The organism is Pseudomonas sp. S09G 359 (genome assembly GCF_002843605.1).
Lineage (GTDB): Bacteria > Pseudomonadota > Gammaproteobacteria > Pseudomonadales > Pseudomonadaceae > Aquipseudomonas.
This window is the reverse complement of record NZ_CP025263.1, coordinates 630260-654141: the sequence shown is the minus strand read 5'-3', so window position 1 is coordinate 654141 and position 23882 is coordinate 630260. Positions and strand designations below refer to the sequence as shown.

General features: G+C 60.6%; 21 protein-coding genes and 2 tRNA genes. 5 read left to right on the top strand and 18 right to left on the bottom strand.

Annotation, left to right across the window (positions count from 1 at the left end):
- Nucleotides 1-57: 57 nt before the first annotated feature.
- Nucleotides 58-546 (top strand): type VI secretion system tube protein Hcp, encoded by a 489-nt coding sequence (locus CXQ82_RS02815; protein WP_177409881.1) that lies wholly within the window; start codon nucleotides 58-60, stop codon nucleotides 544-546.
- Between the two features lie 2 nt (nucleotides 547-548).
- Here the strand turns inward: CXQ82_RS02815 and CXQ82_RS02810 are convergent, their stop codons facing one another.
- From CXQ82_RS02810 to rnr, 10 genes are all read right to left on the bottom strand, one after another.
- A complete protein-coding gene (locus CXQ82_RS02810) occupies nucleotides 549-989 on the bottom strand; it encodes a hypothetical protein (RefSeq protein WP_101265932.1) in 441 nt (146 codons plus the stop codon).
- The gene (locus CXQ82_RS02805) at nucleotides 989-1915 is read right to left on the bottom strand and encodes an NAD synthetase (RefSeq protein ID WP_101265930.1); all 927 of its coding nucleotides are present in this window, start codon (nucleotides 1913-1915) and stop codon (nucleotides 989-991) included. Before CXQ82_RS02805 ends, CXQ82_RS02810 begins: the two co-directional genes overlap by 1 nt.
- Nucleotides 1916-2165: 250 nt before the next feature.
- Nucleotides 2166-4469 (bottom strand): YgiQ family radical SAM protein, encoded by a 2304-nt coding sequence (locus CXQ82_RS02800; RefSeq protein ID WP_101265928.1) that lies wholly within the window; start codon nucleotides 4467-4469, stop codon nucleotides 2166-2168.
- Nucleotides 4470-4567: 98 nt separating this feature from the next.
- The gene (dnaB, locus tag CXQ82_RS02795) at nucleotides 4568-5962 is read right to left on the bottom strand and encodes a replicative DNA helicase (RefSeq protein ID WP_101265926.1); all 1395 of its coding nucleotides are present in this window, start codon (nucleotides 5960-5962) and stop codon (nucleotides 4568-4570) included.
- 110 nt (nucleotides 5963-6072) lie between these two features.
- Nucleotides 6073-6519, bottom strand: a complete 447-nt coding sequence (rplI, locus tag CXQ82_RS02790; protein ID WP_003171376.1) for a 50S ribosomal protein L9 — start codon at nucleotides 6517-6519, stop codon at nucleotides 6073-6075.
- An 18-nt stretch (nucleotides 6520-6537) separates the two neighbouring features.
- Nucleotides 6538-7431, bottom strand: a complete 894-nt coding sequence (locus tag CXQ82_RS02785; protein WP_101265924.1) for a hypothetical protein — start codon at nucleotides 7429-7431, stop codon at nucleotides 6538-6540.
- Between the two features lie 36 nt (nucleotides 7432-7467).
- On the bottom strand, nucleotides 7468-7698 hold the full coding sequence (gene rpsR, locus CXQ82_RS02780) for a 30S ribosomal protein S18 (RefSeq protein WP_002551829.1): 231 nt from the start codon (nucleotides 7696-7698) through the stop codon (nucleotides 7468-7470).
- A gap of 28 nt (nucleotides 7699-7726) precedes the next feature.
- Complete coding sequence (gene rpsF, locus CXQ82_RS02775) at nucleotides 7727-8149, bottom strand: 30S ribosomal protein S6 (RefSeq protein WP_003236224.1); 423 nt, start codon at nucleotides 8147-8149, stop codon at nucleotides 7727-7729.
- Between the two features lie 309 nt (nucleotides 8150-8458).
- A complete protein-coding gene (gene rlmB, locus CXQ82_RS02770; RefSeq protein ID WP_021493242.1) occupies nucleotides 8459-9214 on the bottom strand; it encodes a 23S rRNA (guanosine(2251)-2'-O)-methyltransferase RlmB in 756 nt (251 codons plus the stop codon).
- Complete coding sequence (gene rnr, locus CXQ82_RS02765; protein WP_101265922.1) at nucleotides 9211-11841, bottom strand: ribonuclease R; 2631 nt, start codon at nucleotides 11839-11841, stop codon at nucleotides 9211-9213. Before rnr ends, rlmB begins: the two co-directional genes overlap by 4 nt.
- 224 nt (nucleotides 11842-12065) lie before the next feature.
- Here rnr and CXQ82_RS02760 point away from each other — a divergent pair.
- A tRNA-Leu gene (locus tag CXQ82_RS02760) sits at nucleotides 12066-12152 on the top strand.
- Nucleotides 12153-12167: 15 nt separating this feature from the next.
- Here the strand turns inward: CXQ82_RS02760 and CXQ82_RS31220 are convergent.
- On the bottom strand, nucleotides 12168-12356 hold the full coding sequence (locus CXQ82_RS31220) for a hypothetical protein (protein ID WP_157832142.1): 189 nt from the start codon (nucleotides 12354-12356) through the stop codon (nucleotides 12168-12170).
- Here CXQ82_RS31220 and CXQ82_RS02755 point away from each other — a divergent pair.
- From CXQ82_RS02755 to CXQ82_RS02745, 3 genes are all read left to right on the top strand, one after another.
- Nucleotides 12331-12417, top strand: a tRNA-Leu gene (locus CXQ82_RS02755). The two genes, CXQ82_RS31220 and CXQ82_RS02755, sit on opposite strands and share 26 nt — an antisense overlap.
- A 147-nt stretch (nucleotides 12418-12564) precedes the next feature.
- Nucleotides 12565-13590: an iron ABC transporter substrate-binding protein gene (locus CXQ82_RS02750; protein ID WP_101265920.1), complete on the top strand. Its 1026-nt coding sequence runs from the start codon at nucleotides 12565-12567 to the stop codon at nucleotides 13588-13590.
- Nucleotides 13590-15143, top strand: a complete 1554-nt coding sequence (locus tag CXQ82_RS02745; protein ID WP_101265918.1) for an iron ABC transporter permease — start codon at nucleotides 13590-13592, stop codon at nucleotides 15141-15143. The genes CXQ82_RS02750 and CXQ82_RS02745 overlap by 1 nt, the downstream gene beginning before the upstream one ends.
- Nucleotides 15144-15251: 108 nt before the next feature.
- On the opposite strand, the gene CXQ82_RS02740 is transcribed toward CXQ82_RS02745, so the two are convergent.
- From CXQ82_RS02740 to hfq, 7 genes are all read right to left on the bottom strand, one after another.
- Complete coding sequence (locus CXQ82_RS02740; protein ID WP_101265916.1) at nucleotides 15252-17186, bottom strand: methyl-accepting chemotaxis protein; 1935 nt, start codon at nucleotides 17184-17186, stop codon at nucleotides 15252-15254.
- A gap of 139 nt (nucleotides 17187-17325) precedes the next feature.
- Nucleotides 17326-18615, bottom strand: coding sequence for an adenylosuccinate synthase (locus CXQ82_RS02735; protein WP_101265914.1), 1290 nt, complete (start codon nucleotides 18613-18615; stop codon nucleotides 17326-17328).
- A gap of 54 nt (nucleotides 18616-18669) precedes the next feature.
- Complete coding sequence (locus CXQ82_RS02730) at nucleotides 18670-19857, bottom strand: ATP phosphoribosyltransferase regulatory subunit (protein WP_101265912.1); 1188 nt, start codon at nucleotides 19855-19857, stop codon at nucleotides 18670-18672.
- Between the two features lie 294 nt (nucleotides 19858-20151).
- The gene (gene hflC, locus CXQ82_RS02725; RefSeq protein ID WP_010213607.1) at nucleotides 20152-21018 is read right to left on the bottom strand and encodes a protease modulator HflC; all 867 of its coding nucleotides are present in this window, start codon (nucleotides 21016-21018) and stop codon (nucleotides 20152-20154) included.
- Nucleotides 21018-22193: an FtsH protease activity modulator HflK gene (hflK, locus tag CXQ82_RS02720; RefSeq protein ID WP_101265909.1), complete on the bottom strand. Its 1176-nt coding sequence runs from the start codon at nucleotides 22191-22193 to the stop codon at nucleotides 21018-21020. The genes hflC and hflK overlap by 1 nt, the downstream gene beginning before the upstream one ends.
- 96 nt (nucleotides 22194-22289) lie before the next feature.
- Complete coding sequence (gene hflX / locus CXQ82_RS02715; RefSeq protein ID WP_027604899.1) at nucleotides 22290-23591, bottom strand: ribosome rescue GTPase HflX; 1302 nt, start codon at nucleotides 23589-23591, stop codon at nucleotides 22290-22292.
- A 12-nt stretch (nucleotides 23592-23603) separates the two neighbouring features.
- Complete coding sequence (gene hfq, locus CXQ82_RS02710; RefSeq protein ID WP_071482778.1) at nucleotides 23604-23864, bottom strand: RNA chaperone Hfq; 261 nt, start codon at nucleotides 23862-23864, stop codon at nucleotides 23604-23606.
- Between the last annotated feature and the right edge of the window lie 18 nt (nucleotides 23865-23882).

Below are 23882 nucleotides of genomic sequence, written 5' to 3'. Positions count from 1 at the left end.
AATAGGAAAAAGTACGCCCCACGCCACGACCGGCGAATACCAAGACAGGGAGCGACAATGACAACTGATATGTTTTTGAAGTTGGGGGACATCAAGGGCGAGTCCAAAGACCAGTCCCACCGCGATGAAATCGAGATCAGCAAATGGGGGTGGGGCATGACCCAAACCGGCTCCATGCACACCGGCAGTGGCGGCGGTGCGGGCAAGGTCGAGATTCAAAACCTGGCCATCTCCAAGCTCATGGACAAGTCTTCGCCCAACCTGATGATGGCCTGCTCCACCGGCAAGCATTACCCCGAGGCGCGGCTGGTGGTGCGCAAGGCCGGAGGCTCCAGCGCGGTGGAGTACCTGGTGATGACAATGAAGGAAGTCATGGTCATCTCGTACCAGACCGATGCGGTCACCTCGGCCGATACCTTGACTGAGGTGATTGGCCTGAACTTCGCCACCATTGAAGTCAGCTACCAGCCTCAGAAAGCCGACGGCGGCAAGGACGGCGGCGCCGTCAAATACGGCTGGAATATTCGTCAAAACGTCAAAATCTGAACCTACGCGCCCGCTTTGGCTGCCTCGCGCAGCCGGCGCACTTCGACCAACTTTCCGACCATCAGGCGATAGCCTTTGCTGTTGATCAGCAACAGCCCCAGCAATGGCCAGAACAGGCATTCACTGTAGATAAACCAGTGCGGCCGATACGCCAGTGTCGGCAAGGCCACCAGCAGGCACAGCACAAAAAACCCCACCATCCCCCACACCGCCCAGGCATAGCCGCGCACTACCAGGAAGTTGCTGTTGGCCACGAACAGCCCGGCAGCGACTACCACGAACCAGGACAGGGTCGCGTTGTTGGCCATGGGCACGTCGGCAAAATAAGTGCTGGCCGCCAGGGAGATAACACCCGACCCGCCCAGGCAGCCGGCGAGAATCACGCCGATGAACGCCGGGAAATGCGCCAGCAAAAACGGTTTCAGCGACGGCACGCCACTCATCACTCAGCCTCCTCGTACAAACCGACGGCAAAGGTCTTGGCCTGCGTGTAGTTGTCCGAACGCTTCAACCCCCAGACGCTGATGCCGGCACCGATCGCATCCCCCAATTGCACATAGGTGGCATGCTTGAGTTGAGTCGGCGTAAAGCGCTTGGGCAGTTCGCCACTCATTTGCAGCAGCTTGCGCATCTTGGTCGACATTTGCGGGTCAGCGACTTTCAGCAGCTCTTTGGTCAGCTTCTCCCGTTCCTGGCCGTTCAGGCCTTTGAGCACCTGGCGCAGGCTCTTGCCGGTGGCGGCGCGGGTGATGTTAACCAGCTTGACAGTGGTCAGCGCCGACGCGCCCACGCCGACCAGCGCAGCACCATCCAGGACCTTGGTCGCGGCCTGATACCACTCCTCGTTATCGAGGTAATCGTTCATCCCCGGGTCGTTGATTTCGTTGCGCGTGCGGAACCCGCCGACCAGGCAAGAGACGGTACTCGCCGAGGCGGCGGTGTAGCCGATGGCCGTTACGACGGTGCTGGCGCCGGCCGTGAACGGAATGGCGATGGTGCCACTCAACACCACCAGCCAACCGATCACCGCGCCGGTACAAGCCAGGGTGGTATTGAAGGCTTCACTCATCAGCCGCGACTCGCGCGGGTTGTTCAGCACCTGATCAGCGAACTGGGCCGGGGCGATGTATTTCTGCGCCTCGCGCACAATGATGCGCTTGGGCTTGATGCTGCAGATGGGCTTGAATTCACGCAGGGTGACCACGTTGAAATCGGCGTCGATATACACCACGCCCGCGCCGACAATGCCGGGGTCAGCATCGATGGCGGCAAACAGGCGCGGCAGGTTGATTTCGCTTTCGATGCGCTGGCGCGCCATGAACTGCGAGCGGTTGGAGTCCATGCCGATGCCGGCCAGGGGGTTGCCCATAGGTGTTCTTCCTTGAAAGTGATAGTGGCCGGTCGGGCCTCATCGGGGGCAAGTCGAATCGTCGCACCGCCCCTCCCACATTCGACCGCATTCTCATGCTGGAACTCGGTCAACTGTGGGATGGGCGGTGCGACGATTCGACTTGCCCCCGATAGCGATTTAATGGCCGCCACCTTAACAAACAGACTACCCAGCGGCTAGAAAACAAAACGCCAGCACGAGGCTGGCGTTTTGCATGTTCAGGTTACGATCAACGCGGCACAACCGGCTTGCGCGCAGGCTTGCCGCCCTTGCCCTTGGCCGCATCGCTGCGCTCTTTGGCCGCCTGCTTGTTACGTGCCTGCGCGGCAGCCTTGGCCTGTTCGCGCTTGTCCCACGGGTTGCTGCCGTCGCTGCCACGGGGCGGCAGGCCGGTGTGCTGGGTGAGGATCTTGGTGGTGGTTTCCTTGGCGACCTTATGGCTGCCGGCCGGCGTCGAGTTCTTGCGACGCGCGCTCTGGTAGCTGTCGGTGGACGGCTGGTGCAGCGGGATCAGTTGGTCCTTGCCCGGCCCGATCAGGTCGGCACGGCCCATGCGGGTCAGCGCTTCACGCAGCATCGGCCAGCCTTTCGGGTCGTGGTAGCGCAAGAACGCCTTGTGCAGGCGGCGTTGCTCCTCGCTCTTGACGATGGTCACCGCGTCGCTCTTGTAGGTGACCTTGCGCAGCGGGTTCTTGCCCGAGTGGTACATCGCGGTGGCGGTGGCCATCGGCGACGGGTAGAACGCCTGCACCTGGTCGGCGCGGAAGCCGTTGCCCTTGAGCCACAGGGCCAGGTTCATCATGTCTTCATCGGTGGTGCCCGGGTGGGCAGCGATGAAGTAAGGAATCAGGTACTGCTCCTTACCCGCTTCCTTGGTGTACTTCTCGAACATGCGCTTGAACTTGTCATAGCTGCCGATGCCCGGTTTCATCATCTGGTTGAGCGGACCTTCCTCGGTGTGTTCCGGGGCGATCTTGAGGTAGCCACCGACGTGGTGGGTGACCAGCTCTTTGACGTATTCCGGCGACTCGACCGCGAGGTCATAGCGCAGGCCGGAAGCGATCAGGATCTTCTTCACACCCGGCAACGCACGGGCGCTGCGGTACAGCTGGATCAAAGAAGAGTGGTCGGTGTTCAGGTTCGGGCAGATACCCGGGAACACGCACGACGGCTTACGGCACGCGGATTCGATTTCCGGCGTTTTGCAGGCGATACGGTACATGTTCGCGGTCGGGCCGCCGAGGTCGGAAATCACCCCGGTGAAACCTGGGACCTTGTCGCGGATCTCTTCGATTTCGCGAATGATCGACTCTTCGGAACGGTTCTGGATGATGCGGCCTTCGTGCTCGGTGATCGAGCAGAAGGTGCAGCCACCGAAGCAGCCACGCATGATGTTCACCGAGAAGCGGATCATGTCGTAGGCCGGGATTTTTTCCTTGCCATACACAGGGTGCGGGACACGTGCGTAAGGCATGCCAAACACGTAGTCCATTTCCTCGGTGGTCATCGGGATGGGCGGCGGGTTGAACCACACGTCCACTTCACCGTGCTTCTGCACCAGGGCGCGGGCGTTGCCTGGGTTGGTTTCCAGGTGCAACACGCGGTTGGCGTGGGCGTAGAGCACCGCGTCGCCACGGACTTTTTCCACCGACGGCAAACGGATCACGGTCTTGTCGCGGGTCATCTTCGGGCTGGCCAGGATCTGTACGACCTTGGCTTCTTCCGGGTCATCCACCGGGCCTTTCTCTTGCTCGATGGCGCAGGCCTGGGTGTCCTGGGTGTTCACGTACGGGTTGATGATCTTGTCGATCTTGCCCGGGCGGTCGATGCGCGTGGAGTCCACTTCGTACCAGCCGGCAGGCGTGTCACGGCGAATGAACGCGGTGCCGCGCACATCGGTGATGTCTTCGATCTTGTGGCCCCACGACAGGCGCTGGGCCACCTCGACAATCGCGCGCTCGGCGTTGCCGTACAGCAGGATATCGGCGGTGGCGTCGATCAGGATCGAGTTGCGCACGCGGTCTTGCCAGTAGTCATAGTGGGCGATGCGGCGCAGGGAGGCTTCGATGCCACCGAGTACGATCGGCACGTTCTTGTAGGCTTCTTTACAACGCTGGCTGTACACCAGGCTCGCGCGGTCCGGGCGTTTACCGGCCATGCCGCCAGGGGTGTAGGCGTCGTCGGAGCGAATTTTCTTGTCGGCGGTGTAACGGTTGATCATCGAGTCCATGTTGCCGGCCGCGACGCCGAAGAACAGGTTCGGCTCGCCGAGCTTCATGAAGTCGTCTTTGGACTGCCAGTTCGGCTGGGCAATGATCCCGACGCGGAAGCCCTGGGACTCCAGCAGCCGGCCGATGATCGCCATGCCGAACGACGGATGGTCAACGTAGGCATCACCGGTGACGATGATGATGTCGCAGGAATCCCAGCCAAGCTGATCCATCTCCTCCCTGCTCATCGGCAGGAATGGCGCAGGACCGAAACATTCGGCCCAGTACTTGGGATAGTCAAATAACGGCTTGGCTGTTTGCATGACGGTGACCGGTGTTGAGATGAAAAATCGCGGGCGCGGAATATAGCACAAATCTTGACCAATTCCGACCTTTGCAGTCGGAATTGAAAGCGCTGTGTTTACTCGTCTTCGAAGTTGTAGCTGCCCGGTGCCAGGTTCTCGAAGCGCGTGTATTTGCCGATAAACGCCAGGCGCGCGGTGCCGATGGGGCCGTTACGCTGTTTACCGATAATGATTTCGGCGACGCCTTTGTATTCGGTTTCCGGGTGATACACCTCATCCCGGTAAACGAACATGATGACGTCGGCGTCCTGCTCGATCGCTCCGGATTCCCGCAAGTCGGAGTTGATCGGGCGTTTATTCGGCCGTTGCTCCAGGGAGCGGTTGAGCTGTGAAAGCGCCACCACGGGGCAGTTGAATTCCTTGGCCAGGGCTTTCAACGAGCGGGAAATCTCGGAAATCTCATTGGTACGGTTGTCGCCGCCGGAGCCCGGGATCTGCATCAGCTGCAGGTAGTCGATCATGATCAGGGCAATATCACCGTGTTCACGCACCAGTCGCCGGGTACGCGCACGCATTTCCGACGGGCTGATACCGGCCGTGTCATCGATAAACAGCTTGCGGTCGTTGAGCAGGTTGACCGCCGAGGTCAGGCGCGGCCAGTCGTCATCTTCCAGGCGGCCGGCACGCACCTTGGTCTGGTCGATACGGCCCAGGGACGACAACATACGCATGATCAGCGATTCACCTGGCATCTCCAGCGAATACACCAGTACCGCCTTGTCGCTGCGTAACACGGCGTTTTCCACCAGGTTCATCGCAAAGGTGGTCTTACCCATGGACGGACGGCCGGCGACGATGATCAAGTCAGACGGTTGCAGGCCGCTGGTCATGCCGTCCAGGTCGGTGTAGCCGGTGGACAGGCCGGTGATGGCGTTGTCGGTGTTGAACAGGGTATCGATGCGGTCGATGGCCTTGGTCAGCAAGTCGTTGACGCTGACCGGGCCGCCGGTTTTCGGGCGAGCTTCGGCGATCTGGAAGATCTGCCGTTCGGCTTCGTCGAGGATCTCCTCGGCGGTGCGGCCTTCCGGGTTGAAGGCGCTGTCGGCGATTTCGGTGGCGATGCCGATCAACTGGCGCAACGTGGCCCGCGCGCGAACGATCTGCGCATAGGCCTTGATGTTGGCGACGGACGGCGTGTTTTTCGCCAGCTCACCGAGGTACCCGAGGCCGCCGACTTGGGAGGTCTGGCCTTCCTTGTCGAGTTGCTCGGCCAGGGTCACCACGTCGATCGGTGAGTTCTGATCGGCCAGCTTGGCGATGGCACGGAAGATCAGGCGGTGGTCATGGCGATAGAAATCACCGTCCGAGACTTGATCCAGCACGCGTTCCCAGGCGTTGTTGTCCAGCATCAAGCCACCGAGCACGGCCTGTTCGGCCTCGATGGAATGCGGCGGCACCTTCAGGGCAGCGGTTTGCAGATCGTATTGCTCGGGAGCTGAAATATCGTTCATGGCCACTTGGAATTTGGGGAGTGTAGAAAAACAAAAGGCACGACCTGTAAACAGGATCGTGCCCGATGTTAACCGGCTGGCACGCGAGGTGCCACCCAGTTAGGTGCTGCTTAAGCTGCTACCACGACAACGCGTACGGTGGCTTCAACTTCGGCGTGCAGGTGCACGGCTACGTCGAATTCGCCTACGTTGCGGATGGTGCCGTTCGGCAGACGAACTTCGCTCTTCTGCACTTCAACGCCGGAGGCGGTCAGTGCATCAGCGATGTCGTGGGTGCCGATCGAACCGAACAGCTTGCCTTCGTCACCGGCAGTGGCAGTGATAGTCACTTCCAGCTCAGCCAGTTGGGCAGCGCGAGTTTCGGCCGAAGCTTTTTTGTCTGCTGCGGCTTTTTCCAGCTCAGCACGACGCTCTTCAAACGCAGCCAGGTTGGCAGCGGTTGCAGCGGTGGCTTTGCCGTATGGCAGCAGGTAGTTACGACCGTAGCCGGCCTTAACGTTCACTTTGTCGCCCAGGTTGCCCAGGTTGGCGACTTTTTCCAGAAGGATCAGTTGCATGTGAAAATCCTCTAACTTTTAACCTTCACCGTTCGCGTTATCGGCGTCTTTCGACGCCAGACGACCGCGAAAATCAATCAGGCCGTCGACAATGGCCAAAACCACGAGTAACGGATAGATCAGCTGCATGAACAGCAACAGCGTGACGTACAACCCCACCAGCCAGAACTTGGCCAGGCGCTTTCGCGCAACCAGCCCATGCATCAGGGCCAGCCCGGCAAACACCAGCGGTACGCTGCAAATCGGCGCCAGCAAGGCCATCTGGGTTCCGAAGTTCGGCCCGACAACCATGCACGCCAGCAGCAACATCGCCGGCCCCGCGGGGATTCTGATACTGCGAAATTCGCGACCAAAACCACCCGGGTTGTACAACAACGCCTGCCAATAACGCCCAAGAATCAGGCTCAGCACGCTGACGATCTGCAACAGTGCCGCTATCAGGCCGGTCAGGACCGGTGCAATCAGTGACGCGAACCGCGCTCGCTCATCTACCGACAATTGCTGGTAGAGATCCCCGAGAGCCAGCGGCAGGATCTTGACGATCTCTTGCGCCAGCGCCTCGATATGCGGGCGGAAAGCCGCGCCAAGCATCACTGAGTACACCAACCCCAATGCCACGCTGACCAGCAGCGTGCGGACCCAGGACTCGCTTGCGCGTAAAACCAACGCAAGGCTCGATGACCCCAGCAGTACCAGAAGTACCCGTGGATCATCGAACTGCAGCCACCAGACCAAGGCCGGCAGCAGTCCCAGGGAGAGAACGCCAAGGGCGTCCTTCAAACCGCGCCGCAGGAGCACAAGGCAACCAGCTGCAGCACCCAACCAATAAAGCAACGGCAATGCCGCACATCCAGCCACTACCAGAGTGGCCTGCACACGACCGCGCATGATGAACTCAGCTAAGGCGCGCATGCATTCAATCCCTTACTACTTGTCGACTGCCCGGTCTCAGCGGCCGTGGCTGTCGGTGTAGGCCAGCAGGGCCAGGAAGCGGGCGCGCTTGATAGCGGTGGCCAGCTGACGCTGATAACGTGCTTTGGTACCGGTGATACGGCTTGGAACGATTTTGCCGGTCTCGGATACGTAGGCTTTCAGAGTGTTGAGATCTTTGTAATCGATCTCTTTCACGTCTTCAGCGGTGAAGCGGCAGAATTTACGACGACGGAAGAAACGTGCCATTTGATAGGCTCCTTAAAAGGTCCGTGGATTACTCGTCAGCGTTATCGCTGTTGTCGCTGTCATCACTATCAGCGCTATCAGCGCCTTCGTGCTCAGGACGGTCGCGACGCTCACGGCGCTCACTGCGGTTTTCTTCAGCCTTGAGCATCTCGGATTGGCCGGTAACGGCTTCTTCGCGACGGATGACCAGGTTACGGATCACTGCATCGTTGTAGCGGAAGTTGTCTTCCAGCTCGGCCAGGGCCTTGCCAGTGCACTCAACGTTCAGCATCACGTAGTGAGCCTTGTGAACATTGTTGATTGCGTAGGCCAGTTGACGACGGCCCCAATCTTCCAGACGGTGGATTTTGCCGCCGTCTTCTTCGATCAGCTTGGTGTAACGCTCAACCATGCCGCCGACTTGCTCGCTTTGATCCGGGTGGACCAAAAAGATGATTTCGTAATGACGCATGAATGCTCCTTACGGGTTGTAGCCTGCCGCTCAAAAACGGTCAGACAAGGAGTGAATGACACTTATGGATCTTGCCGCAGGGAGGCACATCGGTGCCTGCCCAGGAAGGCAAGGGGCGCAATTGTAGAGAAGGGGGAGAAGCGGCGCAAGGTGATTGGTGATTATTTGAACAATCCCCGCAAACACCGCAAAACAATTGTGGGAGGGGGCTTGCCCCCGATAGCAATGGAACACTCAACATCTCTGCTGACTGGCCTGCCGCTATCGGGGGCAAGCTCCCTCCCACATTTTGACCTGCGCCAAACTTAGTTACTTCTTGGCCTTGACCTTCGCGCCACGCTGGCGCTGGGCTTCGAACAGGCACACGCCGGTCGCCACCGACACGTTGAGGCTGCTGACGCTACCAGCCATCGGCAGGTGCACCAGGTAATCGCAGTGCTCGCGGGTCAGGCGACGCATGCCCTTGCCCTCGGCACCCATGATCAGGATGGTCGGGCCAGTGAGGTCCTGGTCATAAATACTGACCTCAGCCTCCCCCGCCGTCCCCACGACCCACAAGCCACGCTGCTGGAGTTTCTCCAGGGTGCGCGCCAGGTTGGTCACGGCCACCAGCGGAATCACTTCCGCCGCACCGCAGGCGACCTTACGCACAACCGGCGTCAACGTCGCCGACTTGTCTTTCGGCACGATCACCGCCAGCGCGCCGGCAGCATCCGCCGAACGCAGGCAGGCGCCGAGGTTGTGCGGGTCGGTCACGCCGTCCAGCACCAGCAACAAGGGGGCGCCTTCGGTGCGGTCGAGCAGCTCGTCGAGCATGGCTTCGCCCCAGACCTGGCTCGGGCTTACGTCCGCCACCACGCCCTGGTGGACGCCTTCGACCCACACATCCATTTCACGTCGCTCGGCCTGGCCGATGGCGACTTTATTTTGTGTGGCCAACTCGACCAGCGCTTGTACGCGCGGCTCGCTGCGACCTTCCGCCAACCACACTTGCTTGACGCGCTTGGGGTGGTGACGCAGCAGTGCTTCTACGGCGTGCACGCCGTAGATTTTTTCCAGACTCATGACTTGGCCTTAGGTTTGCGCGACCCGCCGCTTTTGGCAGGGGCCGAACCCGCTTTTGGCGGGCCTTTACGGTGTTTACTGGGCTTGCTCGACGGCTTTTCCGCCCCGTGGGACTTTCCCCCAGACGCCGCTTTACCACCGCTTTTGGCTTCGTTGAGCAGCTGTTGCTTCAACTCGCGGCTCTTGCGCAGCTCGGCGTTTTTCGCCGCGGCGTCGCTTGGGCGGTAAGCCTCAGGGGCTTTTTCCTTGGCCGCAGGGCGACGACCGGCCTTGGCAGGTTCAGGCGCTGCGGCCGCTTTCGCGGGTGCACCTTTGCCCTTGGAGGCTGGCGCAGCGGTTTCGCTGCCGCGTTTTTTACGACCCGCCGACTCGGCCGGCTTATCAGGCATACCGAAGTCGATCTTGCGCTCGTCGAGGTCGACGCGCATGACCTGCACTTCCACCGTGTCGCCCAGGCGGAAGCTGCGACCCGTGCGCTCGCCCGCCAGGCGGTGATGCACAGGATCGAAGTGGTAGTAGTCACCCGGCAAGGCGGTGACGTGCACCAGACCCTCGACGTAGATGTCGGTCAGCTCGACAAACAGACCAAAACCGGTCACGGCAGTGATCACGCCTGGGAACGACTCGCCCACGCGATCTTTCATGAACTCGCACTTGAGCCAGTTCACCACGTCGCGAGTGGCTTCATCGGCGCGGCGTTCGCTCATCGAGCACTGCTCGCCCAACTGTTCCAGGGCCGCTTCGTCGTACGGATAAATCCGCGCCTTCGGAATGGTCATGGCACCGGCGCGCTTGACGTGCGGGGTGTCTTGCTTGGAATGGATCACGCTGCGGATCGCCCGGTGCGTGAGCAGGTCCGGGTAACGACGGATCGGCGAGGTGAAGTGGGTGTAGGCCTCGTAATTCAGGCCGAAGTGGCCCTGGTTATCGGCGCTGTACACCGCCTGGCTCAGGGAGCGCAGCATCACGGTCTGGATCACGTGGTAATCCGGACGGTCCTTGATGCTGGCCAGCAATGCCTGGTAATCCTTCGGCGTCGGGCCGTCCTTGCCTTTGTGCAGGGACAGGCCGAGTTCGCCGAGGAACGCGCGCAGTTTTTCCAGACGCTCCGGCGGCGGGCCGTCGTGCACTCGGTACAGCGCAGGGATTTCGTGCTTCTTCAGGAACTCAGCGGTGGCCACGTTGGCCGCCAGCATGCATTCCTCGATCAGCTTGTGCGCATCGTTACGGGTGGTCGGGGTGATCGCGGCGATCTTGCGCTCGGAACCGAAGACAATCCGGGTTTCCTGGGTTTCAAAATCGATCGCGCCACGCACGTGACGGGCACCCAGCAATACTTTGTACAGCGAGTAGAGCTGCTTGAGGTGCGGCACCACGCCGGCGTACTCGGTACGCAGAGCCTTGGCTTCGCTGGTTTTCGGCGTTTCCAGGATGGTGCTGACCTTGTTATAGGTCAGGCGCGCCTGGGAGTGAATCACCGCCTCATAGAACTGGTAGTCAGTCATTTCGCCGGTTTTCGAGATGGTCATCTCGCACACCATGGCCAAACGGTCGACTTTCGGGTTCAGGGAGCACAGGCCGTTGGACAGCTGCTCAGGCAGCATCGGGATCACGCGCTCAGGGAAGTACACGGAGTTGCCGCGCACCTGGGCTTCGTTATCCAGCGCCGAACCGATCTTCACGTAGCTGGACACGTCGGCAATCGCGACGAACAACTTCCAGCCACCGGAGAACAAGCGCAGCTTGCCCGGCTTGGCTTCGCAGTAGACCGCATCATCGAAGTCGCGGGCATCTTCACCGTCAATGGTGACGAACGGCAGATGGCGCAGGTCGATGCGCTTCTCTTTGTCCTTCTCTTCCACTTCCGGCTTGAGCTTGCGGGCTTCCTTGATAACGGCTTCTGGCCACACGTGAGGAATATCGTAGGTGCGCAATGCAACGTCGATTTCCATGCCCGGCGCCATGTAGTTGCCGACCACTTCAACGATATCGCCTTGAGGCTGGAACCGCGCCGTTGGCCAGTGGGTGATCTTCACCTCGACAAACTGGCCGACCTTGGCAGCGCCATTGCGACCCGGGGTAATCAGCACTTCCTGCTGGACCTTCGGGTTATCCGGCACAACAAAGCCGATGCCGCCTTCTTCGAAGTAACGGCCGACGATGGACTCGTGGGCACGGGACACCACTTCGACAATCACGCCTTCACGCCGACCGCGACGGTCCAGGCCGGAAACACGCGCCAGGGCACGATCGCCATCGAACACCAGGCGCATTTGCGCCGGGCTCATGAACAGGTCGTCGCTGCCGTCATCCGGGATCAGGAAGCCGAAGCCGTCACGGTGGCCGGCAATGCGGCCAAGGATCAGGTCGAGCTTGTCCACGGGCGCATAGGTGCCACGGCGGGTGTAGATAAGTTGAGCATCGCGCTCCATGGCACGCAGACGGCGGCGCAGGGCTTCGAGCTGGTCTTCGGTGGTCAGACCGAACTCTTCAACCAGTTGCTCACGGCTAGCAGGCGAACCCCGATCGGCGAGATGCGCCAGGATCAGTTCGCGGCTAGGAATAGGGTTTTCATATTTTTCCGCTTCACGAGCGGCCTCGGGATCGAGGGACTGCCAATCGGCCATTAGAGAGTTTTCACCTTGTCTATATGCGGGTTAGTTTGGCATACGCGTATTGAAACGGGAAATTTCAGGCATCAACTAGCGTTTAAAAGCCTTTTATAACCCCGAGCAAGCACCTTGCACGACCATTGGCGAAATTTTCCAGGCTTTTTTCATGGCAGGGGTTTACAGCTCAAAAACGGCTCCGTATAGTGCGCGCCATCGACGACGGCAACGTTGTTGATGCTGCCCAGGTGGTGAAATTGGTAGACACGCCAGCTTCAGGTGCTGGTGATCGCAAGGTCGTGGAAGTTCGAGTCTTCTCCTGGGCACCAATTTCAAACTCAAGGTTAAACCTTGAGTCTCCCAAAAACCCGCGAAAGCGGGTTTTTGCGTTTCAGGCCTTTGATTTTTAACGAGAATCTTGATTTATTTTTTTGAATCAGGGGTTTACAGATCAAAAAGCCCACCGTATAGTTCGCCACATCAACAGCGGCAACGTTGCTTGATAATGCCCAGGTGGTGAAATTGGTAGACACGCCAGCTTCAGGTGCTGGTGATCGCAAGGTCGTGGAAGTTCGAGTCTTCTCCTGGGCACCAAATTCAGATCAAACCCGCGAAAGCGGGTTTTTTCATTTCTGGAGTTTAAAAACTCCACGCGCAATTCCTCCCCCCTTCGCCGCACCTGAGAAACTTTATCGTTTATCCTTGCAATGATTTGTTGCATACAAGCGAGGAACACTTCGGATGATGATCCGCGATAACCGTCTCAAGACATCCCTTCTGCGTGGCCTGACCCTCACTCTGCTCGGCCTGACCCTGCTCTCACCCGCCGCCTACTCCGCCGACAAGATCTCCCTGACTTTGTACAACGGCCAGCATAAGGAAGTCGGCGATGAACTCGCCAAGGCCTTCGAAGCCAAGACCGGCATTCACGTCAACGTGCGTAAAGGCAGCAGCAACCAGCTGGCCAGCCAGGTTGTCGAAGAAGGCGAGCGCTCCCCGGCCGACGTGATTTACACCGAAGAATCGCCGCCGCTGAACAAACTCGGCGAGCAAGGCCTGTTGGCCAAGATCGACGCCAGCACCCTCGACGTGCTGCCCAAGGATTACGTCGGCAGCAACGGCGACTGGATGGGCGTGACCGCGCGCACCCGCGTCGTGGCCTTCAACCCCAAACTGATTGCCGAAAAAGACCTGCCCAAGTCGGTACTGGATTTCGCCGGACCCGAGTGGCAAGGCAAGGTCGGCTTCGTGCCCACCAGCGGCGCATTCCAGGAACAGGCCGTGGCGATCATCAAGCTGCACGGCCGCGAAGCTGCTGAAGAATGGCTGACTGGCCTGCGCGCCTTCGGCAAGGTGTATAGCAACAATATGGTCGCCCTCAAGGCCGTGGAAAACGGTGAAGTGGCCACCGTACTGGTGAACAACTACTACTGGTTTGCCTTGAAGAAGGAAAAAACCAACCTGGACTCGCAACTGCACTACTTCACCAACGGCGATGCCGGCGGCCTGATCACTGTGTCCTCCGCAGCGGCGCTGAAGTCCAGCAAGCACCCCAAGGAAGCCCAACAACTGCTGGCATTCATGGCCAGCGAAGAAGGCCAGCGTGTGATCACCAACACCTCGGCCGAATACCCGCTGCGCAAGGGCATGCAATCCAACCGTGGCCTCAAGCCGTTCAGCGAGCTGCAACCGCCGAAAGTCACCCCTGCAGACCTGGGCAACGCCGAAGAAGCCCTGGACCTGGAACGTGACGTTGGCTTGAACTGATGACCCCATCGCTACCCGCCGCAGGCTTCACACCCCGGCGCAAACGCCCGTCGATCTGGCTGCTGCTGCCCGTGCTGTTTCTGGTGGGCCTGAGCCTGCTGCCATTGGTGTATGTCGGGCTGAAGGCCTGGCAGGCCGGCTGGGCCGAGGCAGTACATCTGCTGTGGCGGCCATATGTGTTCGGGCTGCTGCGCAACACCTTGGCGCTGATGGTCGGGGTGACAGTGGCGTGTGGCGTGATCGGCCTGTCACTGGCCTGGTTGCTGGAGCGCAGCAACCTGCCGGGGCGGCGCATCTGGGGTGTGATTCTGTGCCTGCCGTTCGCGGTGCCGGCGTTTGTCAGCAGCTTCACCTGGGTGTCGCTGAGCGCCAACTTCGAGGGCCTCGGCGGCGCGATCCTGGTGATGACCCTGTCCAAATACCCGCTGGTGTTTCTGCCGGTGGCGGCCACCCTGCGCAACCTCGACCCATCTCTGGAAGAATCGGCGCGCACCCTCGGCCTGAATCGCTGGGGGGTGTTTTTGCGCATCACACTGCCGCTGTTGTGGCCCTCGCTGCTGGCCGGCGCACTGCTGATTGCGTTGCACATGCTGGTAGAGTTCGGCGCACTGTCGATCATCGGCCTGCAGACGTTCACCACCGCGATCTACCAGCAATTCGAACTGGAATTCAGCAATGCCAATGCCGCGATGCTCTCTGCAGTGTTGCTGGTGATGTGCCTGACCTTGTTATGGCTGGAGCTGCGGGTGCGCGGCAAGGGACGGCATGTACGCATCGGCCAGGGCGCAGCGCGGCACGCCGAGCAGGTTCGGCTGGGCAAATGGGCAGCGCTGGGCCAGGTGTATTGCCTGGCGCTGGCGATCATCGGCAGCGGCATTCCCCTGGGCATGCTCGGTTACTGGCTGGCAGTGGGGTCGTCAGCGGCGTTTCCAGTGGCGCAGATCGGTGAGGCGCTGTTGTCCTCACTGGCACTGTCCCTGGGCGGCGCGGCGTTGTGCCTGGTGCTGGCAGTGCCGGTCGGCCTGCTGGTGGTGCGCTACAAGGGCCAACTGGCAATCTGGGCCGAGCGCCTGCCCTACCTGCTGCACGCCCTGCCCGGCTTGGTGATTGCGCTGACGCTGGTGTATTTCGCGCTGCATTACGTGCCGGCGCTGTACCAGACCTCGGCGTTGTTGCTGATCGCTTATGCGCTGCTGTTTTTACCGCTGGCCCAGGCGCCCATCCGCACGGCGCTGAACAAGGCTGCGCCGCAGCTGGAAGAAGCGGCGAGAACCCTGGGCGCGTCGTCGTTCAGTGCGTTTTGCCGAGTGACGTTGCCGATTATTTTCCCGGCATTGGGCGCGGCGTTTGCGCTGGTTTTTCTGGATGCGATGAAGGAATTGACGGCCACGTTGCTGCTCAGTCCAACCGGCCTGAACACCTTGGCGACTGCCGTGTGGGCGCACACTTCGAATGTGGAGTTTGCGGCGGCGGCGCCTTATGCGGCGTTGTTGATTCTGGTGTCGGGGTTGCCGGTTTATCTGCTGACGACTCGGATGTATCTGAGTCGCTGAGACCGCTATCGGGGGCAAGCCCCCTCCCACATTTGACCGTATTCCAGCTTTGGAATGCAGTCAAATGTGGGAGCGGGCTTGCTCGCGAAGAGGCCATCACAGATAACCTCAAGCCCGGAACTGCCCCAGGCTCGCCTTCAACTGCGCCGCCAGCCCATCCAGCACCTTGCCACTGGCGGTAGTCTCCACCACCGCCTGCGCGGCACGTTCGGCCTGGGCATGGATCACTTCGACCCGCCCACGCACGGCATGCGCGCCCTGCGCCTGATGCTCTGCCGCGCGCGTCGCCAAACCGATTGCCGCGTGCACCTGCTCCACCGACGCCTGCACCGTCTGCTGCAAGCGCACGCTGTCACGCAGCACCAGCAAGCCCTCATTGGCCTGACGCCCGGCCTTGCCGATGGTCTCCACCGCCTCGCGCGCGCCCTGTTGCAGCGCCACGATATGCGCCTGGATGTCGCCGGTGGAACTCTGGGTCTTGCTCGCCAGCGCACGCACTTCGTCCGCCACCACCGCAAAACCGCGCCCGGTTTCACCGGCACGCGCCGCCTCGATGGCGGCGTTGAGTGCCAGCAAGTTGGTCTGTTCAGCGATGCCGTGGATTACCGTGAGCACCACTTCGATCTGCTCACTTTGCTGCGCCAACCGCTCGATCACCTGGGAGCCCGCCTGCACCTGCCCGGCCAACGCTTCGATCAGGCTGCCGACCTCGGCCGAGGTGCGCGAGTTCTCATCCGTGGCCTGGCGAATATCCACCACCTGCTGCAAGGCAGCCTGCATGGCATGGCTTTCGGCCTGGGCCTCATCAGCCATCTGCGACAGCGCGCGCAAGCTCTCGGCCACCTCATCACGCTGCAGCCCGGCCGCCTTGTCGGCACCGGCATTGCGCAAGGTCATGGCGCCGATTTCCACGCCGGTACGCTGAGCCACATCGCCAGCCTCACGCACGATGGGTTGCAACTTATCCACAAAGCGGTTGACCGCCGAGGCCATGTCACCGATTTCGTCCTTACTGCTGATTTGCACGCGCTTGGTCAGGTCGCCCTCACCCGCCGCCAGGTCATCCATGGCCGCAATCAACAGCTTCAGGCGATTGACCACGCGGCGCCCCAGCACCACGGCGATCAGCAGCAATACGCCAAAACCCACCACCGCGAGCCCCATCCCGATGCGCCAGCGCAGGGTGCCAGCAGACTCCTGGACGGCGCTGGTGGTGTTGGCGGCCATCTGGGTCGCCGTGGCTTGCGCCGACTGCAGGCGCGCACCCATGGCCGCCGCACTGTCGGCGGCGGCACCTTTGAGGCTGTCGCCGACCAGTTGATCACCGCTGGCGATCAGCGCGGCAAAACGCTTGTCCAGCGCAGCCAGGTCCGCCTCTACCGCGGCGGTCGAAACCCCCATGCGGACTTTACCGATCTCTACCCCATTGGGGCTGATGGACGCTTCGACGTAGAACACCGAAGGATCATTTTTCGCGGCGTCCAACACCTTATCCAAGGCGCGGTCGCCCTTGCCCTTTTCCAGCAGCGCCTGGTTGATCGGGTTTTCACGGTTAAGGTAACGGGTCAGGTGCTCACCCGCGGCGTCGTCATACACCACGAACAACACGTTAGGGTTGCGCTGGGCGCGCCGAGCAAACTCCGAGAGAGTCGGCACATCGCTGTCCCACATGGCGCGGGGCGCCACCGAGGCCAGCAGTTGCGCCATGTCATTGGCAGAGTCCTGCAGGTCCTTTTCCAGGGTCGCACGCAGTTGCTTCTGCTCTTCCTGCAGGCGCGTGGAAAGCCCTGCGGTCAGACGCTGACGCGTGCTGGTAGACAAGCTGTCCAGGCTGGATGTGACTTCCTTACCGGCTTGCGCCAATTCGCCGGACAATTTCTGGCTGTCGATCCCCAGGCGATTGCCCAGATCAGCCTCCAGCGCTGTGACCGTGCTTCGGGTTAGAGCGACCGCCACCAGCACTTGCACCAAAAGGGCGATACCTAGGGTAACGAACACCGGCCGCAACAGACGGCTTTGTAACAATGAGAGAACGGCAGACATCGGGAATCCCTCCACCACGGGTGCCATTAATTTGATAGCACCGCGAAAGAAAGAACCGAAGCAAGGGTCGTGCCGCTCAGGCAGCAGATATGCAAAAGGGCTCCCGAAGGAGCCCTTTGCTTTTTACATCAACAGCTTATTAAGCGAACGGGTGACGCAGAACGATGGTTTCGTTGCGGTCCGGGCCCGTCGAAATAATGTCGATCGGCGCGCCGATCAACGCTTCAACGCGCTTGATGTACGCACGGGCGTTAGCCGGCAGCTCTTCCAGGGTTTTGGCGCCCACGGTCGATTCGGTCCAGCCCGGCACTTCTTCGTACACAGGCTGCAGGCCTACGTAGCTGTCCGCGTCGGTCGGCGCAACGTCGTTGCCTGCTGCATCTTTGTAGCCGATGCAGATGTTGATGGTTTCCAGGCCGTCGAGTACGTCCAGCTTGGTCAGGCAGATGCCCGAGATGCTGTTCACATCGATAGCACGACGCAGGATAACCGCGTCAAACCAGCCGCAACGACGCGCACGGCCAGTGGTAGCGCCGAATTCGTGACCTTGCTTGGCCAGGTGCGCACCCACTTCGTCGAACAGCTCAGTCGGGAATGGACCCGAACCCACGCGAGTGGTGTAAGCCTTGGTGATGCCCAGGATGTAGTCCAGGAACATCGGGCCAACGCCCGAACCGGTAGCCACGCCGCCAGCGGTGGTGTTGGAGCTGGTCACGTACGGGTAGGTACCGTGGTCGATGTCCAGCAGCGAACCTTGGGCGCCTTCGAACATGATGTCTTTGCCAGCGCGACGCAGGTCGTGCAGCTCGGCAGTCACGTCCAGCATCAGCGGCTTGAGCAGCTCAGCGTATTCCTTGCACTCGGCCAGGGTCTTGTCGAACTCGATGGCCGGCTCTTTGTAGTAACCCACCAGCATGAAGTTGTGGTAATCCACCAGTTCACGCAGCTTGTCTTCGAAACGCGGCATGTTGAGCAGGTCGCCCACACGCAGGCCACGACGCGCAACCTTGTCTTCGTAGGCCGGGCCGATACCGCGACCGGTCGTACCGATCTTCAGCTCGCCACGGGCCTTTTCACGGGCCTGGTCCAGCGCAACGTGGAAGGACAGGATCAGCGGGCAGGACGGGCTGATACGCAGGCGCTCGCGCACCGGTACGCCTTTCTCTTCCAGCTTGATGATCTCACGCAGCAGGGCGTCAGGTGCAACCACTACGCCGTTACCGATCAGGCACTGCACGCCTTCGCGCAGTACGCCCGACGGGATCAGGTGCAAGACGGTTTTTTCGCCATCGATGACCAGGGTGTGGCCAGCGTTGTGGCCACCTTGGTAGCGCACTACGGCGGCAGCATGTTCGGTCAGCAGATCAACGATCTTGCCTTTGCCCTCATCACCCCATTGGGTGCCCAGGACTACGACATTCTTACCCATAACACTTGTCCTCATTCGCGCAAACTTGGTGCCGGCGATGGCCGGCAGGAAAACTCAAGAAGCCAGTGGCGATACTTGCCAAAGCCCGTTCTGCAGAATCAATTGCCGGTCGCAGTCCGCATCACGGGCGGCGGCCAATGGCTGCCCAGGCAAAGCCTGGACGACACGCTGACCCTCACTGCGCAACTGGCAAACCTGCTGCCAGAGTGCTGCGTCCGTACTGTCGGGCATCCAGACGCCACCAGACGGCAGCTCGACCTCAGCACGCCCCAGGGTCACCAGGGTTTTCAAATCGGTAGAAAAGCCCGTCGCCGGACGTGCGCGACCGAAGTCGGCGCCGATATCGTCGTAACGACCGCCTTGGGCGATGGCCTGGCCAACACCCGGTACAAACACCGCGAACACCACACCGGTGTGGTAGTGGTAGCCGCGCAACTCACCCAGGTCAAAGTACAGCGGCAACTGTGGGAAGCGTGCCGACAACTGCTCGGCAATCGCCAGCACGTCATCCAGCGCCGCCAATACCGGCGCCGGCGCATTGGCCAGGCGCTCACGCGCGGCCACCAGCACTTCACGGCCGCCACACAGGTTCACCAGCGCACGCAGCATGCCGGCGAGGTCGGCAGGCACGCCCTCGGTGAGCGCGATCACTTCGTCGATGGCCTTGCGTTGCAGGGCATCGAACAACTGTTGTTCCACTTCACCGGACAAACCGGCCGCACGCGCCAAGCCACGGTAGATACCCACGTGGCCCAGGTCCATGTGGACATCCGGCACGTCAGCCAGTTGCAACATGGCCAGCATCAGGCTGATCACTTCAACGTCGCTGCTCGGGCTGGCGTCGCCGTACAACTCGGCGCCCAGTTGGATCGGGCTACGGGAAGACGACAACGCACGCGGCTGGGCATGCAGCACGCTGCCGGCGTAGCACAGGCGGCTCGGGCCTTCGCGGCGCAGGGTGTGCGCATCGATGCGCGCCACTTGCGGCGTGATGTCGGCACGGAAACCCATTTGCCGACCCGATTGCGGGTCGATGACCTTGAAGGTGCGCAGATCCAGGTCCTGGCCCGCGCCGGTCAGCAGGGATTCCAGGTACTCGATATGGGGGGTCACGACAAACTCGTAACCCCAGCTCTGGAACAGATCCAACACCTGACGACGCGCTACTTCAATGCGCGCAGCTTCCGGTGGCAGTACTTCTTCGATGCCATCTGGCAGCAGCCAGCGGTCTACCGTTGCCATTACGCCATTCCCCTTTGATCCGGGCGGCCAGCCCTCGGCCGAGCCTTGAGTGAAGCAGAAAATGCCCGCCGCCTGCATAAACCACGCGCAAGAGCGACGTGACGAACGACCTGTAACCGGCCTCGTCGGGCACTTTCCTCGAAAAACCTGTCACGCCTGCCGAATCAAACATGCAGACGCAAAAAAGCCGGGAATTTCCCGGCTGCCGCATCATACACCCGTTTTCTGAAAGGATCACCCCGCCAGGCGTTTTAGCCGCCCGACGGGAGTGAAACCTACAGAATCACAGGCTGGTTACTTGGACTTTTCCAGGTAGCGGAAGAAGTCGCTGCTTGGGTCCAGCACCATGACATCGGTTTTGTTCGCGAAGCTTTCACGGTAGGCACGCAGGCTACGGTAGAACGCGTAGAACTCCTGGTCCTGGCCGTAGGCCTTGGCGTAGATCGCCGCGGCTTGAGCATCACCATCACCGCGCGCCTCTTCAGACTCGCGATAGGCTTCGGCCAGCAGTACACGGCGCTGACGGTCGGCATCCGCACGGATACCTTCGGCCAACTCGTTACCCTTGGCGCGGTGCTCACGAGCTTCACGCTCACGCTCGGTGCTCATACGCTCGAACACGCTGCGGTTCACTTCCTTCGGCAGGTCGATAGCCTTGACCCGGACATCAACCACTTCGATGCCCAGCTCTTTCTCTGCCATGGTGTTCAGCGAGCGCGTGATGTCAGCCATCAGCGCATCACGTTCACCGGAGACCACCTCGTGCAGGGTGCGCTTACCAAACTGGTCACGCAGGCCCGACTCCAGACGGCGCGACAAACGCTCGTCGGCAATCTGCTTGAGGCCGGAGGTCGCAGTGTAGAAGCGCTCGGCATCCTTGACGCGCCACTTGGCGTAGGCGTCAACCATCACGGCTTTCTTTTCCAGGGTCAGGAAGCGTTGTGTCGGTGCATCCAGGGTCATCAGGCGGGCGTCGAACTTGCGCACCTGGTTCACGTAGGGGACCTTCACATGCAGGCCGGGCTGGACATCTGCCTGGACCACGCGACCGAATTGCAGCAGCACCGCACGCTCGGTCTGAGCCACGATGTAGAAGCAGTTCCAGGCAGCGATGACCACGACGACGCCCACAATCAGGGCGGTCAGCGATTTATTGCTCATCAACGACTCTCCCTGGTACGTGTTTGCTGTTGCAGCAAGTCAGCGGCCGCACGGGCGCTCGCTTCGTTGGCAGCGGCATTGGAACCGGTGGACGCTGCGCCGGTGCTGCTACGACCACCTTCGATCATCTTGTCCAGCGGCAGGTACAGCAGGTTGTTCTGCCCACCTTTGCTGCCGGTCACGAGAACCTTGCTGGTGTTGCTGAAGACTTCCTGCATGGTGTCCAGGTACAGACGCTCGCGGGTAACCTCGGGCGCCTTGCGGTACTCGGCAACCAGCTTGGTAAAGCGATCCGCCTCACCCTTGGCACGGGAAACCACTTCGTCGCGGTAACCGTTGGCATCTTCAAGGATGCGCTGGGCCTGACCACGAGCTTCCGGCACGACGCCATTGGCGTAGGTTTCAGCCTGGTTGCGCGAACGCTGCTCGTCTTCACGGGCGCGGATCACGTCATCGAAGGCTTCCTGCACTTCACGCGGTGCCGCTGCGCTCTGTACGTTCACCTGGGTAACGGTGATACCGGTGCGATAGGTATCGAGGAACCGTTGCAGGCGCTCCTTGATTTCGCTGGCCATCAATTCACGACCTTCGGTCAGCACCTGGTCCATGGCGGTGGAACCCACCACGTGGCGCAGGGCGCTTTCGGTTGCGTGTTGCAGGCTGATTTCCGGCTGATCAACGTTCAGCACGAAGTCCTGCAGGTTGCTGATCTTGTACTGCACGGTCAGCGGCACTTCGACGATGTTCTCGTCTTCGGTCAGCATCTGGCCCTGCTTGGTGTAGGCACGCTCACGCGTGACGTTCTCCATGTACTTCTTGTCGATCGGCGGGAAATAGATGTTCAGGCCCGGGCCGACCGTTTCGTAGTACTTGCCGAAGCGCAGCACCACGGCCTGCTCCTGCTCGTCCACCACGTATACGGCGCTGTACAGCCACACGGATGCCAGCACGACAAGACCCAGGCCCAGCAGGCCATAGCCGCCGCCCTTGCTTGTGCGACCGCCATCGTCACCACCGCGTTTTTTTCCACCACCGAACAACCCATTCAGGCTTTCCTGCAGCTTTCGGAAGGCCTCGTCGAGATCTGGTGGCCCCTTGCGGTCGCCATTATTGCGGCGTTTACCACCCCAAGGATCCTGATTATTCGAGTTGCCACCCGGCTCATTCCAAGCCATAGCGCTCTCCATCTGATAAAGCAAAGACGCACCCACGGCGCGCCGACCAATGCTACAGAATGCCTGCTACTGCGGCACAACCGCTTTCGGAGGCTTTTATTGCAAAGTGTGTTGTTCGATGAACTCTGTCGGTACTACACCCTCGCGGCTGACCAGCCGGTTGAGCTCCGAGCGCGGCAATCGAACGGCCAGCAAGCTGACACCTTCTTCGTCGTGTTCTTCTTTCTGTACCGCGCCCAGCTCGAAAAACTGTGCACGCAGTCGAGCAAAACGCTGCGGCAAGCGCAAGGTGCCGACGAACAAATCACTGCCGAGCAACTCGGCAATGGCCTGTTCAAGCAACTCCAAACCGCTGCCATCTCGCGCCGACAGCCATACCCGCTGGGGCTTGCCGTTCTCGTCGCGCTGGATTTGTGGCTCTACGCCTTCAAGCAAATCGAGTTTGTTATAGACCTCGAGGATCGGCAAGTCCTGGGCACCAATCTCGCCCAGCACCACCATCACCTGCTCGATCTGCAACATGCGATCCGGTTCAGCCGCATCGATCACGTGCAACAGCAGGTCGGAATTGCTCGACTCTTCGAGCGTAGACCGAAACGCCTCGACCAGCTTGTGGGGCAAGTGGCGAATGAAGCCCACGGTGTCGGCCAGCACAATCGGCCCCAGGTCGTCGATATCCAGACGGCGCAGGGTCGGATCCAGAGTGGCGAACAGTTGGTCGGCCGCGTACACGTCGGATTTGGTCACGTTGTTGAACAGCGTGGATTTGCCGGCGTTGGTATAGCCCACCAGGGACACGGTAGGGATATCCGCACGCGAACGCCCGCGCCGCGATTGCTCACGCTGGCTGCGGACTTTTTCGAGGCGGCCCTTGATCTGGCGCAGGCGCACCCGCAGCAGACGGCGGTCGGTTTCGAGCTGGGTTTCACCCGGGCCACGCATACCGATACCACCCCCTTGGCGCTCAAGGTGAGTCCAGCCGCGAACCAGCCGCGTGCTCATGTGGTCAAGCTGGGCCAGTTCGACCTGGAGCTTGCCTTCATGGGTACGGGCGCGCTGGGCGAAAATATCGAGGATCAGGCCAGTGCGGTCGATCACGCGACACTCGAAAACACGTTCGAGGTTACGTTCCTGACTGGGCGTGAGGGTGTGATTGAAGATCACCAGATCGGCTTCTTCGGCATGGACCAGGTCGCGCAGTTCCTCGACCTTGCCGCTGCCAATCAGGAATTTGGCGGTTGGCCGATGACGCGGTACGTTAAAAAACGCAACGGTCTCGGCGCCGGCCGAATTTGCCAACTCCTGAAACTCCTGCGGATCTTCGCGCGCCTCAGGGTCCTGTCCATCCAAGTGAACGAGGATTACCCGCTCACCACCACCGTGGCGCTCAAAGAACAAAGGAGACTCCTATCAGGCGTTACCTGGCTCAGCGTCACCGACTTCGTCACCTGCTGCGCTTGGCAGACGGATTGGACGAACTGGAACGACTGTCGAGATAGCGTGCTTGTAAACCATCTGGCTGACGGTGTTTTTCAGCAGGATCACGAACTGGTCGAACGACTCGATCGTGCCTTGCAGCTTGATACCGTTGACCAGGTAGATGGAAACCCCCACTTTCTCTTTACGTAAAGTATTCAAGTAAGGGTCTTGTAGCGAATGCCCTTTTGACATGTGCCGCACTCCTTTAAG

What these genes read in the sequence shown, in the direction of transcription:
- CXQ82_RS02815 (WP_177409881.1), top strand. Translation starts at nt 58, where the DNA reads ATGACAACTGATATGTTTTTGAAGTTGGGGGACATCAAGGGCGAGTCC.
- CXQ82_RS02810 (WP_101265932.1), bottom strand. Translation starts at nt 989, where the DNA reads ATGAGTGGCGTGCCGTCGCTGAAACCGTTTTTGCTGGCGCATTTCCCG.
- CXQ82_RS02805 (WP_101265930.1), bottom strand. Translation starts at nt 1,915, where the DNA reads ATGGGCAACCCCCTGGCCGGCATCGGCATGGACTCCAACCGCTCGCAG.
- CXQ82_RS02800 (WP_101265928.1), bottom strand. Translation starts at nt 4,469, where the DNA reads ATGCAAACAGCCAAGCCGTTATTTGACTATCCCAAGTACTGGGCCGAA.
- dnaB (WP_101265926.1), bottom strand. Translation starts at nt 5,962, where the DNA reads ATGAACGATATTTCAGCTCCCGAGCAATACGATCTGCAAACCGCTGCC.
- rplI (WP_003171376.1), bottom strand. Translation starts at nt 6,519, where the DNA reads ATGCAACTGATCCTTCTGGAAAAAGTCGCCAACCTGGGCAACCTGGGC.
- CXQ82_RS02785 (WP_101265924.1), bottom strand. Translation starts at nt 7,431, where the DNA reads ATGCGCGCCTTAGCTGAGTTCATCATGCGCGGTCGTGTGCAGGCCACT.
- rpsR (WP_002551829.1), bottom strand. Translation starts at nt 7,698, where the DNA reads ATGGCACGTTTCTTCCGTCGTCGTAAATTCTGCCGCTTCACCGCTGAA.
- rpsF (WP_003236224.1), bottom strand. Translation starts at nt 8,149, where the DNA reads ATGCGTCATTACGAAATCATCTTTTTGGTCCACCCGGATCAAAGCGAG.
- rlmB (WP_021493242.1), bottom strand. Translation starts at nt 9,214, where the DNA reads ATGAGTCTGGAAAAAATCTACGGCGTGCACGCCGTAGAAGCACTGCTG.
- rnr (WP_101265922.1), bottom strand. Translation starts at nt 11,841, where the DNA reads ATGGCCGATTGGCAGTCCCTCGATCCCGAGGCCGCTCGTGAAGCGGAA.
- CXQ82_RS02750 (WP_101265920.1), top strand. Translation starts at nt 12,565, where the DNA reads ATGATGATCCGCGATAACCGTCTCAAGACATCCCTTCTGCGTGGCCTG.
- CXQ82_RS02745 (WP_101265918.1), top strand. Translation starts at nt 13,590, where the DNA reads ATGACCCCATCGCTACCCGCCGCAGGCTTCACACCCCGGCGCAAACGC.
- CXQ82_RS02740 (WP_101265916.1), bottom strand. Translation starts at nt 17,186, where the DNA reads ATGTCTGCCGTTCTCTCATTGTTACAAAGCCGTCTGTTGCGGCCGGTG.
- CXQ82_RS02735 (WP_101265914.1), bottom strand. Translation starts at nt 18,615, where the DNA reads ATGGGTAAGAATGTCGTAGTCCTGGGCACCCAATGGGGTGATGAGGGC.
- CXQ82_RS02730 (WP_101265912.1), bottom strand. Translation starts at nt 19,857, where the DNA reads ATGGCAACGGTAGACCGCTGGCTGCTGCCAGATGGCATCGAAGAAGTA.
- hflC (WP_010213607.1), bottom strand. Translation starts at nt 21,018, where the DNA reads ATGAGCAATAAATCGCTGACCGCCCTGATTGTGGGCGTCGTCGTGGTC.
- hflK (WP_101265909.1), bottom strand. Translation starts at nt 22,193, where the DNA reads ATGGCTTGGAATGAGCCGGGTGGCAACTCGAATAATCAGGATCCTTGG.
- hfq (WP_071482778.1), bottom strand. Translation starts at nt 23,864, where the DNA reads ATGTCAAAAGGGCATTCGCTACAAGACCCTTACTTGAATACTTTACGT.